At 71.2% G+C, this 16681-nt stretch carries 10 protein-coding genes and 1 riboswitch; of the genes, 7 read left to right on the top strand and 3 right to left on the bottom strand.

What is annotated here, in order from left to right; all coding sequences use genetic code 11:
• Positions 1-101 precede the first annotated feature (101 nt).
• From MYK68_RS06600 to MYK68_RS06585, 4 genes are all read left to right on the top strand, one after another.
• Positions 102-992, top strand: a complete 891-nt coding sequence (locus tag MYK68_RS06600) for a sulfurtransferase (RefSeq protein WP_247867086.1) — start codon at positions 102-104, stop codon at positions 990-992.
• Between the two features lie 10 nt (positions 993-1002).
• Positions 1003-1437, top strand: a complete 435-nt coding sequence (locus MYK68_RS06595; protein ID WP_247867085.1) for a SufE family protein — start codon at positions 1003-1005, stop codon at positions 1435-1437.
• 23 nt (positions 1438-1460) lie between these two features.
• Positions 1461-2846, top strand: a complete 1386-nt coding sequence (locus MYK68_RS06590) for a condensation domain-containing protein (RefSeq protein WP_247867084.1) — start codon at positions 1461-1463, stop codon at positions 2844-2846.
• Between the two features lie 202 nt (positions 2847-3048).
• Positions 3049-4848 (top strand): acetyl/propionyl/methylcrotonyl-CoA carboxylase subunit alpha, encoded by a 1800-nt coding sequence (locus MYK68_RS06585; RefSeq protein WP_502798303.1) that lies wholly within the window; start codon positions 3049-3051, stop codon positions 4846-4848.
• Between the two features lie 105 nt (positions 4849-4953).
• On the opposite strand, the gene MYK68_RS06580 is transcribed toward MYK68_RS06585, so the two are convergent.
• On the bottom strand, positions 4954-5622 hold the full coding sequence (locus tag MYK68_RS06580; protein ID WP_247867083.1) for a TetR/AcrR family transcriptional regulator: 669 nt from the start codon (positions 5620-5622) through the stop codon (positions 4954-4956).
• Positions 5623-5724: 102 nt separating this feature from the next.
• Between MYK68_RS06580 and MYK68_RS06575 the strand changes: the two genes are divergently transcribed.
• A complete protein-coding gene (locus MYK68_RS06575) occupies positions 5725-6144 on the top strand; it encodes a hypothetical protein (RefSeq protein ID WP_247867082.1) in 420 nt (139 codons plus the stop codon).
• Between the two features lie 237 nt (positions 6145-6381).
• A complete protein-coding gene (locus MYK68_RS06570) occupies positions 6382-11868 on the top strand; it encodes an ATP-binding protein (RefSeq protein WP_247867081.1) in 5487 nt (1828 codons plus the stop codon).
• Between the two features lie 366 nt (positions 11869-12234).
• Here MYK68_RS06570 and MYK68_RS06565 read toward each other — a convergent pair whose 3' ends face one another.
• Complete coding sequence (locus MYK68_RS06565; RefSeq protein ID WP_247867080.1) at positions 12235-12822, bottom strand: hypothetical protein; 588 nt, start codon at positions 12820-12822, stop codon at positions 12235-12237.
• A 129-nt stretch (positions 12823-12951) separates the two neighbouring features.
• Positions 12952-13155, bottom strand: coding sequence for a hypothetical protein (locus tag MYK68_RS06560; RefSeq protein WP_247867079.1), 204 nt, complete (start codon positions 13153-13155; stop codon positions 12952-12954).
• Positions 13156-13464: 309 nt separating this feature from the next.
• Positions 13465-13660: riboswitch (cobalamin riboswitch) on the top strand.
• A gap of 140 nt (positions 13661-13800) precedes the next feature.
• Here MYK68_RS06560 and metE point away from each other — a divergent pair.
• On the top strand, positions 13801-16089 hold the full coding sequence (metE, locus tag MYK68_RS06555) for a 5-methyltetrahydropteroyltriglutamate--homocysteine S-methyltransferase (RefSeq protein ID WP_247867078.1): 2289 nt from the start codon (positions 13801-13803) through the stop codon (positions 16087-16089).
• Positions 16090-16681 lie beyond the last annotated feature (592 nt).

Raw genomic sequence — 16681 nt, 5'->3', positions numbered from 1 at the left:
CGTAACCACCCCTGCGCCCCGGCGGGGTCTCGGGTCCCGCCGTATGCTGAAAGCCATCGGCGCCCGCCCCGGGGGCGTCCCCGGCGATCAGGAGCTCTCCCGTGACAGTCGAACTCGATCCGAACCCGGCGTTCGCGTCGTACGCACATCCCGAGCGCCTGGTCAGCACCGAATGGCTGTCCGCGCATCTCGGCGCGCCGGGCCTGAAGATCGTCGAGTCCGACGAGGACGTGCTGCTGTACGACATCGGGCACATCCCGACCGCCCAGAAGATCGACTGGCACCTGCACCTGAACGATCCGGTGACCCGCGATTACATCGACGGCGAGGCCTTCGCCGAACTGATGCGCAGCAAGGGCATCGAGCGCGACGACACCGTCGTGATCTACGGCGACAAGAACAACTGGTGGGCCGCGTACGCGCTCTGGGTGTTCACCCTCTTCGGCCACCAAGACGTCCGGCTACTCGACGGCGGCCGCACCGCCTGGATGGACGAGCAGCGTGAGACGTCGTTCGACGTCCCCGAGTACCCGCGCAGCGACTACCCGGTGATCGAGCGCGACGACACGCGTATCCGTGCGTTCGCCGACGAGGTGCGCGCCGCCATCGGAACCCAGCCGCTGGTCGATGTCCGCTCCCCCGAGGAGTACACCGGCGCCCGCACCCACATGCCCGACTACCCGGAGGAGGGCGCCCTCCGCGGCGGCCACATCCCCACCGCGGTCTCCATCCCGTGGGCCAAGGCGGCCGCCCCGGATGCCCGGTTCTGCTCGCGGCCCGAGCTCGAGGAGATCTACACCGACCTCGATCCGGCCACGCCGACCATCGCGTACTGCCGCATCGGCGAGCGTTCCAGCCACACCTGGTTCGTGCTCACGTACCTGCTCGGCTTCGACGCCGTCCGCAACTACGACGGGTCGTGGACCGAGTGGGGCAATGCGGTCCGCGCACCGATCGCCGTGGGCGACGAGCCCGGCACGCTGAACGGCTAGCCTCACCGCGATGACCCTGACACCAGCCCTGCAGGAGATCGTCGACGATTTCACCGCGCTCGGCGACGCCGACCGCACCACTCTCCTCCTGGAGTTCGCCGACGACCTCCCCGCACTTCCCGAGCACCTGCACGCCGATGCCATGGAGCCGGTCCCGGAGTGCCAGTCGCCGATCTTCCTGTCGGTCGACGCCGCCGACCCCGACGCGGTGCGCTTGTATTTCAGCGCGCCGCGGGAGGCGCCCACGACCCGCGGTTTCGCGTCGATCCTGCACGCCGGGCTCGACGGTGCCCCGGCCGCGGCGATCCTGGACACCCCCGCCGACTTCGTGAACAGCTTGCAGCTCGCATCCATCATCTCCCCGCTGCGCCTGCGCGGGATGACCGGCATGCTGGCCCGGATTCAGCGTCAGGTGACCGAGCAGACCCGCTCCGGCGGGGCGTAGCCGGGGCCCGTCGCACCGCCGACATGGAATTTCTGCAGATCCTGGACTCGGACATCCGGCCGGGCGGACTCATCGAGTGGATCCCGGCGGCGCCCGGCGGACTGGGCGCGTGGCATCGTGACCCGCGCGGCACGTCCCACAATCACGAACAGCATCTCCGCTCGGCGCACGACGACCGGGGCGCCACCCGGCGTGAGGGCGGCCGCGAAGCCTGGCTGGGCCTGGCCGTCGAGTTCGATCAGCAGATCGACTTCCCGGCGGTGCAGGGCGCGCTCCTTGCCTGGATCAACCGGCACGAGGTGCTCCGCACGCACGTCCGCCTCGACGGCCCCGACGTCGCCCGGTACACCACCGATCCCGGGACGGTACTGCTGCGGCGGAGCCGGATCGGCTGGTATCACGACCCCCGGTTGCTGATCGAGCAGATCGCCGGCTCCTTCGACCGCGCCACCACGCCGATGCACTGGCCGGCGTACCGCTTCGCGACCGTCGCCCGGGCGGGCAGTTTCACGCTCTTCTTCGCCGCCGATCATTCGCTGGTCGACGGCTATTCGCTGGTCAACGCCCAATACGAGCTGCGCGAGCTGTACCAGGCCGCGCGCGAGCGCCGCCCCGCGGCGCTGCCGCCGGCGGGCAGCTACGTCGATTTCTCCAGCTCCGAGCGAACCGCCGCCGACGCCGCCGACGACCGGCATCCGGCGGTGGCCGTCTGGCGGGAGTTCCTCGGCGGCGCCGACCGGCTGCCCCCGTTCGGCATCCTGCCCGCGCCGCCCACCGGCGCCGGGCCGCCGCCCGCGCAGCACTCGCACACCACACTGCTTCTCGACGACGACGCCACCCGCGCGCTGACCGACCGCGCCACCGCGCTGGGCGGCTCGCTGATCGGCGCACTGCTGGCCGTCGCGGCACTCGTCTACCACCGCCACGGCGGCCGTCGTTTCACCACTCTGATGCCCCGGCACACCCGCCACCACGTGGAGTTCCACGGCGCGCTCGGCTGGTTCGTCGCGCTGGCACCGATCAGCGTCAACGTGTCCGACGACCCCGATTTCGCGCTCGCCCTGGAACGGACGATGGTGTCGCTCGACCGCGCCCGCGAGGGCGCGTCGTTGCCGATGCTGCGGCTGGCCGAGCTGATCGGGATCCCGCCGGAACCGAAGTTCGTCGTCTCGTTCATGGACACCCGCGGCGTCCCGGGGGCCGTCGAGGCCGACGCCGGGGCCGCGGTGGCGCTCCGCAGTCACACCTACGCCGACGACGAGGTGTACGTCTGGTTCAACCGCACCCCAGGCGGCCTGCGGCTGCACAGCCGGTTCCCGGCCGGCGGCGACGGCCCCGGCGAGGCCGGGCTGGCCGCGTTCCTCAACGAGTTCGCGCACCTACTCGCGAGTATCGCCGCGGGCGGCTGAGCACCGGAATCGTCGCTGCGCGAGCCCCGGAACCTAGCAGGTGCTCGGTGAGTTACTGTGATTCCCGTGTATGCACGGCACCGAGAATCAGCGGCGCCGTGCCGGACGTCACGCGGCCCCACCGTGGCGGCGGCGCCCGCACCGTATTCGTTGTCCCCGACGACGGCCCGCGTCACCGCGTGAGCCCCAGGCAGGAGAGCCAGTGTCCAAGACCGAGATCCCCCAGAAGACGATCAACAAGGTACTCATCGCCAACCGCGGTGAGATCGCGGTCCGCGTGATCCGGGCGGCTCGGGATGCCGGTATCGCCAGCGTCGCCGTCTACGCCGAGCCCGACGCCGGTGCGCTGTTCGTCGAACTGGCCGACGAGGCCTTCGCCCTGGGCGGCCAGACCTCGGCCGAGAGCTACCTGGTCTTCGACAAGATCCTCGACGCCGCCGCCCGCTCGGGCGCCGACGCGATCCACCCCGGCTACGGCTTCCTGTCGGAGAACGCCGACTTCGCCCAGGCCGTGCTCGACGCCGGACTCACCTGGATCGGCCCGTCACCGCAGTCCATCCGCGACCTCGGTGACAAGGTGACCGCGCGGCACATCGCCGAGCGGGCGCAGGCCCCGATGGCGGCGGGCACCAAGGACCCGGTCGCCGACGCCGCCGAGGTGGTCGCCTTCGCCGAGCAGTACGGCGTCCCGGTCGCCATCAAGGCCGCGTTCGGCGGCGGCGGCCGCGGCATGAAGGTCGCCCACACCATCGAGGAGATCCCCGAGCTGTTCGAGTCGGCCACCCGCGAGGCGGTCGCCGCCTTCGGCCGCGGCGAGTGCTTCGTCGAGCAGTACCTGGACAAGGCCCGCCACGTGGAGGCCCAGGTGATCGCCGACCAGCACGGCAACGTGATCGTCGCCGGCACCCGCGACTGCTCGCTGCAGCGCCGCTTCCAGAAGCTCGTCGAGGAGGCCCCCGCGCCGTTCCTCACCGACGACCAGCGCGCCCGCATCCACTCCTCCGCCAAGGCCATCTGCCGCGAGGCGCACTATTACGGCGCGGGCACCGTGGAGTACCTGGTGCAGGGCGACACCGTCAGCTTCCTCGAGGTCAACACCCGCCTGCAGGTGGAGCACCCGGTCACCGAGGAGACCGCGGGCATCGACCTGGTGCGCCAGCAGTTCCGCATCGCCGAGGGCAAGGCCCTGGAGCTCACCGAGGACCCGACCCCGCGCGGCCACTCCTTCGAGTTCCGCATCAACGGCGAGGACGCCGGCCGCGGATTCCTCCCCGCCCCCGGCCCGGTCGCGGTCTACCGCGAGCCGAGCGGCCCGGGCGTGCGCGTCGATTCCGGTGTCCGCCAGGGCGACGTGATCGGCGGCCAGTTCGACTCGATGCTGGCCAAACTGATCGTCACCGGCGAGAACCGGCAGCAGGCCCTCGAGCGCAGCGCTCGCGCCCTCGCCGAGTTCGAGGTCGACGGCCTCGCCACGGTCATCCCCTTCCACCGCCACATCGTGGAGAACCCGGCGTTCATCGGTGACGGCGAGTCGTTCGAGGTCTACACCAAGTGGATCGAGACCGACTGGGAGAACCCGCTCGAGCCGTACAGCGGCGGCGGCGCGCAGACCGACGACGACGAGGAGCTGCCGCGGCAGAGCGTGGTCGTGGAGGTCGGTGGCCGACGCGTCGAGGTATCCCTGCCGGGCGACCTGAACCTGTCCGGCGGCAACGGTGGCGGCGACGGCGCGATCCGCCGCAAGCCCAAGTCCCGTTCGCGGACCAAGGGCGGCGCCAAGGCCGCCTCCGGCGACGCCGTGGCGGCACCGATGCAGGGCACCGTGGTCAAGGTCGCCGTCGCCGAGGGCGACACCGTCGCGGCCGGCGACCTGGTGGTGGTGCTGGAGGCCATGAAGATGGAGAACCCGGTCACCGCGCACAAGGACGGCACCGTGACCGGCCTGGCCGTCGAAGCCGGCGCCGCGGTCACCCAGGGCACCGTCCTGCTGGAGATCAAGTAGTCCGCGACACGACCGCCTGACACGCACGCGACCGCCCCGGAACCTTCTCGGTTCCGGGGCGGTCGCGCCGGTCGAGCCCGCGGCCCGACCGCGAGATCGCCGGGGTTACCCGGTCTCTTCGGTGTCGTTCGTGACAGTCAGGCAGTCGATCAGGCTCTCGATATACGTCTCGAAGACCGCCGCAAGCTCGATCTCCTCCGGATCCAGCAGCCACTGCAGTTGCAGCCCGTCAATCGTCGCGACCACCTGACTGGCGATCGCCGGGATATCGATGCCGGACCGGAACTCTCCGTTCGCGACGCCGCCCTCGAGTGCGGCGGCGGCGTGCAATCGCATGGTGCGGTGGCGGCGAACGGCCCAGTCGCGGGCCGGATGATCCACGGTGACCGACTCCCCGGCGACAACCGTGAACAATCGCACCAGATCGGGTGCCTGCTCTTTCGCCTCGATCAGCGTCACCAGCCGCCGGAGCCCGTCGGCGCCGCGCAACGGCAAGTCGTGACCGAACCGGGCCAGGTCGTTCTGGTCTCGGTGTGCGAGCGCCGCAGTCAGCAGCGCATCCTTGTTCGGAAAGTAGTGCCACAGCCCCGGCTGCGAGAGCCCGCACCGCTCGGCGATCTCGGCCGCAGAGGCGTTCCGATAGCCGTGTTCGGCGAAGACCCTGAGCGCCTCTGAGATGATCTGTTCCCGACGGGCCTCCCCGCGCGCGCGTCGTTGTGGCTGCGGCCTCATGAGCAGCGACCTTAGTTGCCATGCTGCAGATCGGGCAAACACCCACCGCGGACACGCTGGCCGTAACACCCATTCGCTCCGTCCGTTGAGAGGTGCGGACGCAGCGAATGGGTGTTGCTGGTCTCGTCCGCTATCGTGCAGATCGTGGACCCCGACCCCGCATCGACCGTGCCGGCGACCGCCGTCGAGATCAACGCCGGCGCGTGGTACCTCCGCGCCCTGCGCGCCGATGACCGGCTGTCCGACGTCCCCGCGCTGACCGACCTGGGGATCACCGACCCGGCCGGGTACGTCGCCGGTACCGCCGAGCCCGCCGAGCCCGCCGACCCCGGCGACCCCGGCGAGCCGGACGCGGTCCGGTGCGTCTGGGCGGTGTGCATCCCGACCACCGGTGAACTCGTCGCGCTCATCGGCGTGACCGGACGGCCCGGCGCCGGCGCACTGCGCGGCTGCCATCGAGCGGGGTACGCCGGCGCACTCGCCGCGGCAGCCGATCCGGTCCGGCGTTTCGCCGCCCAGGCCCTCGATCTACCGGCCGGTGAACTCCGCACCGGGGTGCCTTGACCCCCTACCACACAGTTGACTGGCCGGTAACTGTGTCATTCATCGCACCGGACGTGGTTACGTACCGGTAGGCACTACCCGGATGAGCTCGCTCCGCATACCGTGGACTGACCGGTTCCACCGTGATCCGGTGGCTTTCGTGCGCGCGCCAGCCCGCCCGCCGCCCGATCACCCGGGCGAAGCCAGCAGAAGTACCGATCGTCGTGGACCGCCACGGCACCGACGCAGAGAGGGCGCATGTTCCGTCGTATCGCGATTGTCAACCGGGGAGAGGCCGCCATGCGGCTGATCAACGCCGTCCGGGACCTGAACGCCGAGACCGGGGAGTCGGTGCAGACGGTCGCTCTGCACACCGACGTGGACGCCGGCTCCACCTTCGTCCGGGAGGCCGACCTCACGTACGACCTGGGACCCGCCGCGGCGCGCCCCTACATCAACCTCGAGGTGCTCGAGCGTGCCCTGATCGAGAGCGGCGCCGACGCCGCGTGGGTGGGCTGGGGCTTCGTCGCCGAGGACCCGGCCTTCGCCGAGCTCTGTGAACGGATCGGGATCAGCTTCATCGGCCCGTCGCCCGACGCGATGCGCCAGCTCGGCGACAAGATCGGCGCCAAGCTGATCGCCGAGGAGGTCGGCGTGCCGGTCGCACCGTGGAGCGGCGGCGAGGTGGAGACCCAGGAGCAGGCCGTCGCGGCGGCCGAGAAGATCGGCTACCCGCTGATGCTCAAGGCCACCGCGGGCGGCGGCGGGCGCGGCATCCGGCGCGTCGACGACGAGGCCGATCTGGTCGACGCCTACCAGCGCACCCGCGACGAGGCCGAGCGCGCCTTCGGCAGCGGCGTCGTCTTCCTGGAGCGTCTGGTCACCGGCGCCCGCCACGTCGAGGTCCAGGTGATCTCCGACGGCGAGACCGCGTGGGCGCTCGGCGTCCGCGACTGTTCGGTACAGCGCCGCAACCAGAAGGTGATCGAGGAGTCGGCGTCGCCGGTCCTCGGCCCCGAGCAGGTCGCCGAGGTCAAGGCCGCCGCCGAGCGGCTGGCCGTGAAGGTCGGCTACCGCGGTGCCGCCACCGTCGAGTTCCTGTACCACCCGGGCGAGCAGATGTTCGCCTTCCTCGAGGTGAACACCCGACTGCAGGTGGAGCACCCGATCACCGAGGTCACCAACGACTTCGACCTCGTCCGCGCGCAGATCCACGTCGCCTCCGGCGGCACGCTCGACGGCGAGAAGCCCTCCGAGCGCGGCCACGCCGTCGAGGCCCGGCTCAACGCCGAGGACCCCGACCGCGACTTCGCGCCGTCCCCCGGTTACATCGCCCGGCTGGAGCTGCCGAGCGGCCCCGGCGTGCGCGTGGACACCGGTGTCAGCGAGGGCGACACCATCCCCGCCGACTTCGACTCGATGATCGCCAAGATCATCGCCTACGGCAACACCCGTGACCAGGCGCTCGCCCGCCTGCGCCGCGCCATGGGCCGCACCCGCGTGGTGATTGAGGGCGGCGCCACCAACAGCAGCTTCATCATCGACCTGCTCGACCAGCCCGAGGTGATCGACGGCAGCGCCGACACCGGCTGGATCGACCGGGTCCGCACCGAGGGCCGCCTGGTCAGCCACCGGCATTCCTCGATCGCACTGGCCGCCGCCGCCATCGACGCCTACGAGGAAGAGGAGCAGGCCGAACGCAACCGCCTGTTCGCCACCGCCCGGGGCGGTCGCCCGCAGGTGATGCACGAGAGCGGCCGGCCGATCGACTTCAAGCTGCGCGGCGTCGGCTACCGGGTGCGCGTCGCCCGCGTCGGGGCACAGCGCTTCCGCGTCGTCATCGAGGCCGGCGCCGACTCGGCCGCCGCCGACGTCAGCGTCGAGCGGTACGACGAGCACACCGGCCGCGTCACGGTCAACGGTGAGCGCTTCCGCGTCCTCACCGACACGCACGGACCGATCCACCTGGTCGACGTCGACGGCGTCACCCACCGCGTCAGCCGCGACGAGGGCGGCGTCGTCCGCTCCCCCGCACCCGCGCTGGTGATCGCGACCCCGCTGGAGGTCGGCGACGAGGTGGCCGCCGGCGATCCGGTCCTGGTGCTGGAGTCGATGAAGATGGAGACGGTGCTGCGCGCGCCGTTCGCCGCCCGCCTCAAGGAGTGCGTGGTCAACGTCGGCGCGCAGGTGGAGACCGGCGCCCCGCTGCTGCGTCTAGAGCCGATCGGCGACGGCGACGAGGAGCAGGACACCGCCTCCGAGGCCGCCGTCCTCGATCTGCCCGCGCAGCCGACCATCCCCGACGCCCACGACCTCGCCGAGCGGGGCCGCGAAGCGCTGCACAGTCTGATGCTGGGCTTCGACGTCGACCCCGAGGACAGCAGCCGGCTGCTCAGCGGCTACCTCGCCGACCGCCAGGCGGAGATCGACGCCGGCAGCCGCCCGCTCGCCGGCGAGACCGAGCTGGCCAGCGTCTTCGCCGATCTGGCCGAGCTGGCCCGGCGCCGCCCGGCCGACGACGAGGTCGACGACCGCGTCCACTCGACCCGCGAGCAGTTCCACACCTATCTGCAGAGTCTCGACGTGGAGCTGGCCGGCCTGCCCGAGCAGTTCCAGCGCAAGCTCGCCGCCGCCCTCGCGCACTACGACGTCGAGGACCTGGAACGCACCGACGACCTGGAGGCCGCGGTCTTCCGGATCTTCCTCGCGCTGCAGCGGCTCGACGACATCGTGCCGAGCGTCGCGACCCTGCTGCGCCGCTGGATGAAGGAGCCGGCACCGGCGCCGGAGCTGCGGGAACGAGTCGGCCAGGTGCTCGAGCACATGGTGGCGGCCACCCAGATCCGCTTCCCGGCGATCGCCGACCTGGCGCGCGGCGTCCTCTACGCCTGGTACGGCCAGCCGCGTCTGATGCGCACCCGCGAACGGGTGTACGCCGCGATCGACAGCGATCTGACGTACCTGGATGCCAATCCGGAGGCCTCCGACCGCGCCGAGCGCATCGCCGAGATGGTCAAGAGCACCGAGCCGCTGGTGCGCGTGCTGAGCCGTCGCCTGGCCGATGCGTCACTCGACAACGCCGTCATGCTGGAGGTCCTGACCCGCCGCTACTACGGCAACAAGGGTCTGAGCGGCGTCGCCACCCACCGCGCCGGCGGCGTGACCTTCGTGCTGGCCCAGCGCGGCGGGTCGTTGCTGGTGTCGGCGGCGACCAGTTTCGACGACCTGGACACCGCGATGTGCGGGCTGGCCGAGCTCGCCGACGGTGCCGCGTCGATCGACGCCGACGTCTACGTGCGCTGGGAGGAGCAACCCGAGGACCTCGACGAGATGGCCGCCCAGTTGCAGGAGGTGGTCGGCGCCCGCCTGCTGCCCAGCCAGATCCACCGGGTCACCGCGACCGTCGCCGGTTCCGGCGACGAGGCCATGCACCACCACTTCACGTTCCGGCCGTCGGCGACCGGGATGAGCGAGGACCGCCTGATCCGCGGCCTGCACCCGTACATCGCCCAGCGCATGCAGATGGAACGGCTCCGCAAATTCGACGTCACGCGCCTGCGGTCGTCGGACGACGAGGAGGTGTACCTGTACCGTGCCGTCGCGAAGGCCAACCAGAACGACGACCGGCTGATCGCATTCGCCCAGGTCCGCGACCTGACCGCGGTCAGCGAGCAGAACGGCAAGCTGCTCACCCTGCCGACCGCCGAGCGCACCTTCGAGGCCTGCGTGGACTCGATCCGCCGCGCGCAGGCCAAGCGCCCGTCGTCCAAGCGGTTCAACACCAACCGCATCGTGATGTACATCTGGCCGCCGCTGGACGTGGACCGCAGGCAGGTGGCGCGCGTGGTGCGCCACACCCTCGGCACGGCGGCATCGACCGACGGCGCGGGGCTGGAGGAGATCCTGCTCATCGCCCGGCACCGCGATCAGGAGACCGGCGAACTCACCAAGGTCGCCGTGACGATCGGGTTCGACGCCGCAGGCGAAACCCAGATCACCGTCGACGAGCCGGATAGCACGCCCATCGAGCCGGTCGACGAGTACCGGCAGAAGGTGCTGCGGGCCGCGCGCCGCAACAACGTGTACCCGTACGAGCTGACCGACCTGCTCGGCGACTTCACCGAGTACGACCTGGAACCGGCCGCCGAGCCGGACCGGGACGAGGTCGGCGAACTGGTGCCGGTGGACCGGCCGAAGGGGCACAATACCGCAGCGGTCGTCGTCGGTATCGTCAGCACCCCGACCGCCAAGTACCCGGAGGGTGTCCGCCGCGTGGTGATGCTGGGCGATCCGACCAAGTCGCTCGGTGCCCTCACCGAGCCCGAGTGCCGCCGGTACATGGCGGCACTGGATCTCGCCGAGCGGGAGCAGCTGCCCGTCGAGTGGTACGCGCTGTCGTCCGGCGCCGCGGTCAAGATGGACTCGGGCACCGAGAATCTTGACTGGGTGGCCGCCGCGCTCAAGCGCATCGTCGAGTTCACCCAGGACGGCGGCGAGATCAACATCGTCGTCTCCGGCATCAATGTCGGCGGCCAGGCGTACTGGAACGCCGAGGCCACCATGCTGATGCACACCAGGGGCATCCTGGTGATGACCCCGGATTCGTCGATGGTGCTGACCGGCAAGCAGGCCCTGGACTTCTCCGGCGGCGTGTCCGCGGAGGACAACTTCGGGATCGGCGGCTACGACCGCGTGATGGGCCCGAACGGTGAGGCACAGTACTGGGCGCCGAATCTGACCGCGGCCATCGGCGTCGTGATGAGCCACTACGACCACAGCTATGTGGTGCCCGGCGAGGACGGGCCGCGCCCGGCGGTGACCGGTGACCCCGTCGACCGCGACATCTCGGACTTCCCGCACGAGCTGGAGGGCTCCGAGTTCGCCACGGTCGGCGAGATCTTCTCGCCCCTGGGCAACCCGGATCGCAAGAAGCCGTTCGACATCCGTTCGGTGATGAGCGCGGTGGTCGACCAGGATCTGCCGTCGCTGGAGCGCTGGGCGGGGATGGCCGACGCCGAGACCGTCGTCGTGCACGACACCCACATGGGCGGGCATGCGGTGACCCTGATCGGCATCGAGTCGACGCCGATCGCCCGTCGTGGCTTCCTGCCGGCCGACGGCCCGGACACCTTCAGCGCGGGCACGCTGTTCCCGCAGTCGTCGAAGAAGGCGGCGCGCGCGATCAACGCGGCCAGCGGCAACCGGCCGGTCGTCGTGCTGGCCAACCTGTCCGGCTTCGATGGCTCACCGGAGTCGCTGCGCAAGCTGCAGCTGGAGTACGGCGCCGAGATCGGCCGGGCCATCATCAATTTCGAGGGCCCGATCGTCTTCTGCGTGATCTCCCGCTACCACGGTGGCGCGTTCGTCGTATTCTCCAAGGCGCTCAACCCGAACATGACGGTGCTGGCCATCGAGGGATCGTTCGCCTCGGTGCTCGGCGGCGCTCCCGCCGCGGCCGTCGTCTTCGCCGGCGACGTCCGCACGCGCACCGAGAACGACCCGCGCGTCCAGGACCTGCAGAATCGCCTGGAGCAGGCCTCGGACACCGAGCACGCGTCGCTGTCGGCCGAGCTCGAAGAGGTGCGCGCCAGCGTGCGGGCCGAGAAGCTCTCCGAGGTGGCCGCCGAGTTCGACGCGGTGCACAGCATCGAGCGCGCCGTCCAGGTCGGTTCCGCCGACGAGATCATCAAGGCCGCCGAGCTGCGCCCGAAGATCATCGAAGCGATCACCGCCTCGCGCGACTGACCGGCTGAAACAGCGGCCGCCCCCGGACTTCCCGGGGGCGGCCGCCGTCGTCCACCCCCGGCCGAGCCACCGCCCGCCGAACCGCCCTCCCGCCGCCCGTTGAGCCGCCCTGCCGCCGCTCGTCGAGCGGACCTCGCACCGCCTGCCGAACCGCGCTGCCACCGCCCGTTGGGCCGCCCTGCTACCGCCCGCCGAGCGGACCCACCCGCCCGCCCCGCCGGTCAAGCCGCTAGGCGCAGACCGTGTCGAAACGCCCCCGGACGGGCGGGCGTTTCGGCTCGCCGCCTCGCCCTGGCGGGCTCGGCGACGGCTCAACGGGCTGCTGGCGGGCTCGTCGAAACGCCCCCGAGCCAAGTCGGCCGACGCTCAGCCCAGCACGTCCACGACCGGCCCGGCCAAATCGCTGCAATCGACCGTGACCACCTCACCGGCGTGCTCGCGGAGATACCGGACCGCGCCGCCGGAGTCTGCGATCACCCGGGAGACGTCGGTGAGCAGTCCCGCCCCGACGTACACCGGCTGCGCCAGATGCCCGTGGCACGACGCCCGCACCAGCACTTCCGGCCGCCCCGCGGCGGCGTCGAGGACGCGGGCCACGCCGACGTCGCCCAGGTCTTGACTGTCGATGGTCTGCACCAGGACCCCGGCGACGCCGTCGATGCCGGCCGCGAAGGTCAGCGCTGCGCCGACGGTCTCGTCGAGGGCGTCGTACCATTCGGGCACGTAGAAGGCGGTCGACGAGTCCCGCGGCGCCTGAACCACCCGGCTGCCGAGCGCGACATACAGGTCGCCGCATCCGCCGGCGCCGAACCCCGCCAGAAGTGCGCGGAGCCGCTCGAGCTGCGGGATGTCGTCGCTGTCGTCGGGCACGGCCCCCTCGTCGCCCCGGGACACCAGCACGACCCCGACGACCGGCCCCGACCGGCCGCCGGTGGCGACTTCACCGAGCGACATGATGAGCCCAGTTTACGCGCGCTTCCCGCGGCCCGCCGGTCCACGTCGCTGCCAGCGACTTCGTCGTCGCCCAGCCCGCGGAGTGGGCGACGAAGTGCTGGCCGACTCCGTGGGCAAGAACCGCGCCGGTCATCCGACGCCGATTCCGAGCCGCCGCAGCCACGACCGGAGCAGCGGGACCAGTTCACCCCGCACACCGCGGCAGAGCCGCACCAGCAACCCGGCTCTCACCGCGACGCACAGCCGATCGTCGGACACCCCGGCCTGGTGCGCGGAGGCGCGCCGGATCAACCCGTAGCGGTCGCGGGGCAGGTCGTCGATCGCGATGGTCATGGTCCAAGGAAAGGCCACTCCGGCGCCCTCGTCGAACGACAGTCCACAGACCTGTACCAGTGAGCCCCGGGTTGTCCACAGCCCGTGCCAGCGATTTCGATGTCGCCCACACCGCAGAGTGGGCGACGACCCACTCACTGGGCGCTGCCCACCGAATCGGTGGGCGTCAAGCCGGGCCCCGAATTAAACCCACTCCCGCCGGCCGTCGTGACACCCCATCCATGCGCGACCTACACTGAACCCGCAATCGGTTCGTCCGTCGCGCCGTCGCCCAGGAGCCCCTGTGACCGCGCGGACGTCGAGCGGCAGGCATCGCACGACGCGGTGGATGTCGCGAGAGGGAATCCGGTGAGACTCCGGAGCTGACCCGCAGCGGTATATCGGAACGACCGCCGTCACCACGCACTGGCCGCCCCCAGCGGCCGGGAAGCGACGGCCAGTAGGAGCGTCACTCTCCCGACGCGCGCCGATGAGCCCGAAGACCTGCCCGTTGTACCGGATGCGCCGCATCCGGTGACGTTCCGCCTCGTGGACCTGGGCGAAGTCGAAGCGCGTCTCTGGGGCTTTTCGTCTCTGGGGCTCTTCGTCTCCGCTTCCGGTAAGGGCGTTCGTCGTCACCCTTGTATGCAGGAGAACAGAAGAAAGATGGTTTTCACCACCACCGTGCCGGGCACCGCCCGGATCGGCGCCGATCGTGAACTCAAGCGAGCGGTCGAGGGGTACTGGGCCGGCCGGATCGACGCCGCCGAGCTGGAGCGCGTCGCCGCGCAGCTGCGCCGCACCGGCTGGGCCGAGCTGCTGACCGCCGGACTCGACTCGATCCCGACGGGCACCTTCAGCTACTACGACCAGATGCTCGACACCGCCGTGCTCCTCGGCGCGCTCCCGCCGCGCGTCGCGGGCGTCGAGAATCCGCTGGACCGCTACTTCGCCGCCGCCCGCGGCGCCTCGGCGCCGGGAGCGGAGCGAGCGGGCCGCGAAGACACTGGCATCCACCCGCTGGAGATGACGAAGTGGTTCGACACCAACTACCACTACCTGGTCCCGGAGATCGACGGGGACACCGTCTTCGCCCTCGACCCGACCAAGGTTCTCGCCGAGTACCGGGAGGCGACGGCGCAGGGCATGCCCGCCCGCCCGGTCGTCATCGGCCCGATCACCTTCCTCGCGCTCGCCAAGGCGGTGAACGACGCCGCCGAGCCGCTGAGCCGCATCGACGACCTGCTCCCCCTCTACGAGCAGCTCCTCGCCGAGCTCGACGCCGCGGGCGCGCAGTGGGTGCAGCTCGACGAGCCGGTCCTGATGACCGACGCCCACGAGGGCCTCGCGGAGCTCGCCGAGCGCGTCTACACCCGGCTGTCCAGCGCCCCGGATCGGCCGAAGATCCTGGTGCAGACCTACTTCGGCGACGCTGGCCAGTCGCTGGCCGCGCTCGCCCGCACCCGCGTCGAGGGTGTCGGCGTCGACCTCGTCTACGGCTCCGCCGAGTCGGTGAAGGCCGCCGGCCTGAACGACAAGCTGGTCGTGGCCGGTGTGGTCGACGGCCGCAACATCTGGCGCACCGACCTCGACGCCGCCCTGGCCACCCTGGAGGACCTGCGGCCGGCGGTCGGTGAACTGGCCGTGAGCACGTCGTGTTCCACGCTGCACGTCCCGTACTCGCTCGCCCCGGAGACCGAGCTCGACGACGCCCTGCGCGGCTGGCTCGCCTTCGCGAGCGAGAAGTTCGCCGAGGTCGCCGCACTGTCGGGGGCACTGAAGAACGGGCGCGCCGCCCAGAAGCAGGCCTTCGACGCCGCCCGCGACGCCCTGGCCTCCCGTGCCACCGACCCGCGCCTGCACGACGCCGCCGTCCGCGATCGGCTCGCGGCCCTGGCCGAGGCCGACCGCCGCCGCCACGACGCCGCGGACCGCCGCGAACGCCAGCGCGCGGCCCTGAAGCTGCCGGAACTGCCGACCACGACCATCGGCTCGTTCCCGCAGACCGGCGACATACGCAAGGCCCGCCAGCAGCTGCGGACCGGGGAGATCGACCAGAACACCTACCGCGAGCGGATGGAGGCCGAGATCGCCGCCGTCATCGCGCTGCAGGAGCAGATCGGCCTCGACGTCCTGGTGCACGGCGAACCCGAGCGCAACGACATGGTGCAGTACTTCGCCGAGCAGCTCACCGGCTTCTTCGCCACGCAGAACGGCTGGGTCCAGTCGTACGGCTCGCGCTGTGTGCGCCCGCCGATCCTGTACGGCGACGTCGCCCGCCCCACGCCGATGACCGTCGGCTGGATCACCCACGCGCAGTCGTTGACCAACAAGATCGTCAAGGGCATGCTGACCGGCCCGGTCACCATCCTGGCGTGGTCGTTCGTGCGCGACGACCAGCCGCTCGCCGACACCGCCGACCAGGTGGCCCTCGCCATCCGCGACGAGACCGTCGACCTCGAGCGCGCCGGCGTCGGCATCATCCAGGTGGACGAGCCCGCCCTGCGCGAGCTGCTGCCGCTCCAGTCCGCTGATCGCCAGGCGTACCTGGACTGGGCCGTCGGCGCGTTCCGGCTGTCGACCTCCGGCGTCGCCGACGAGACGCAGATCCACACGCACCTGTGCTACTCGGAGTTCGGCGACGTGATCGGTGCCATCGCCGACCTCGACGCCGACGTGACCTCGATCGAGGCCGCCCGCTCGCACATGGAGGTTCTGGACGACCTCAACGCGATCGGCTTCGCGAACGAGGTCGGCCCGGGCGTGTACGACATCCACTCGCCGCGCGTCCCGGACGCCGGCGAGATGACCACGCTGCTGCGTGAGGCCCTGGATGCCGTTCCGGCCGAGCGCCTGTGGGTCAACCCGGACTGCGGCCTCAAGACCCGCACCACCGAGCAGGTCACCGCGGCCCTGACCGCGATGGTCGACGCCGCCAAGGCCGTCCGCGCCTGAGCCGGCGAGCCCCATCAGCCCGTTGAGCGGCCACCGGGTCCCATCAGCATCAGCCCGTTGAGCCGTCGCCGAGCCCGCCAGGGCGAGGCGGCGTGTCGAAACGCCCACCAGTCAAGGGGGCGTTTCGACACGGTCTGCGCCTAGCGGCTTGACCGGCTCAACGGGCTGGCGGCGGTGGCTTCACGAGCTGACAGCGGCCGCTCAACGAGACAGCACCGAACCCCAACAGCCCGGTGAGCCGCCACCGGGTCCCCCACCAGCCCGTTGAGCCGTCGCCGAGCCCGCCAGGGCGAGGCGGCGTGTCGAAACGCCCACCAGTCAAGAGGGCGTTTCGACACGGTGTGCGCCTAGCGGCTTGACCGGCTCAACGGGCTGGCGGCGGTGGCTTCACCAGGCCCGCGGTAACACCCCACGAGCTGACAGCGGCCGCTCAACGAGACAGCGCCGAACCCCAACATCCCGCCGAGGCGCCGCCGGGTCCTCTCAGCCCGTTGAGCCGTCGCCGAGCCCGCCAGGGCGAGGCGGCGTGTCGAAACGCCCACCAGTCAAGAGGACGTTTCGACACGGTCTGCGCCTAGCGGCTTGACCGGCT

It is taken from the genome of Gordonia sp. PP30, assembly GCF_023100845.1.
GTDB lineage: Bacteria > Actinomycetota > Actinomycetes > Mycobacteriales > Mycobacteriaceae > Gordonia.
The sequence above is the reverse complement of the archived record's forward strand: the minus strand, read 5'-3'. Positions and strand labels throughout refer to the sequence as shown.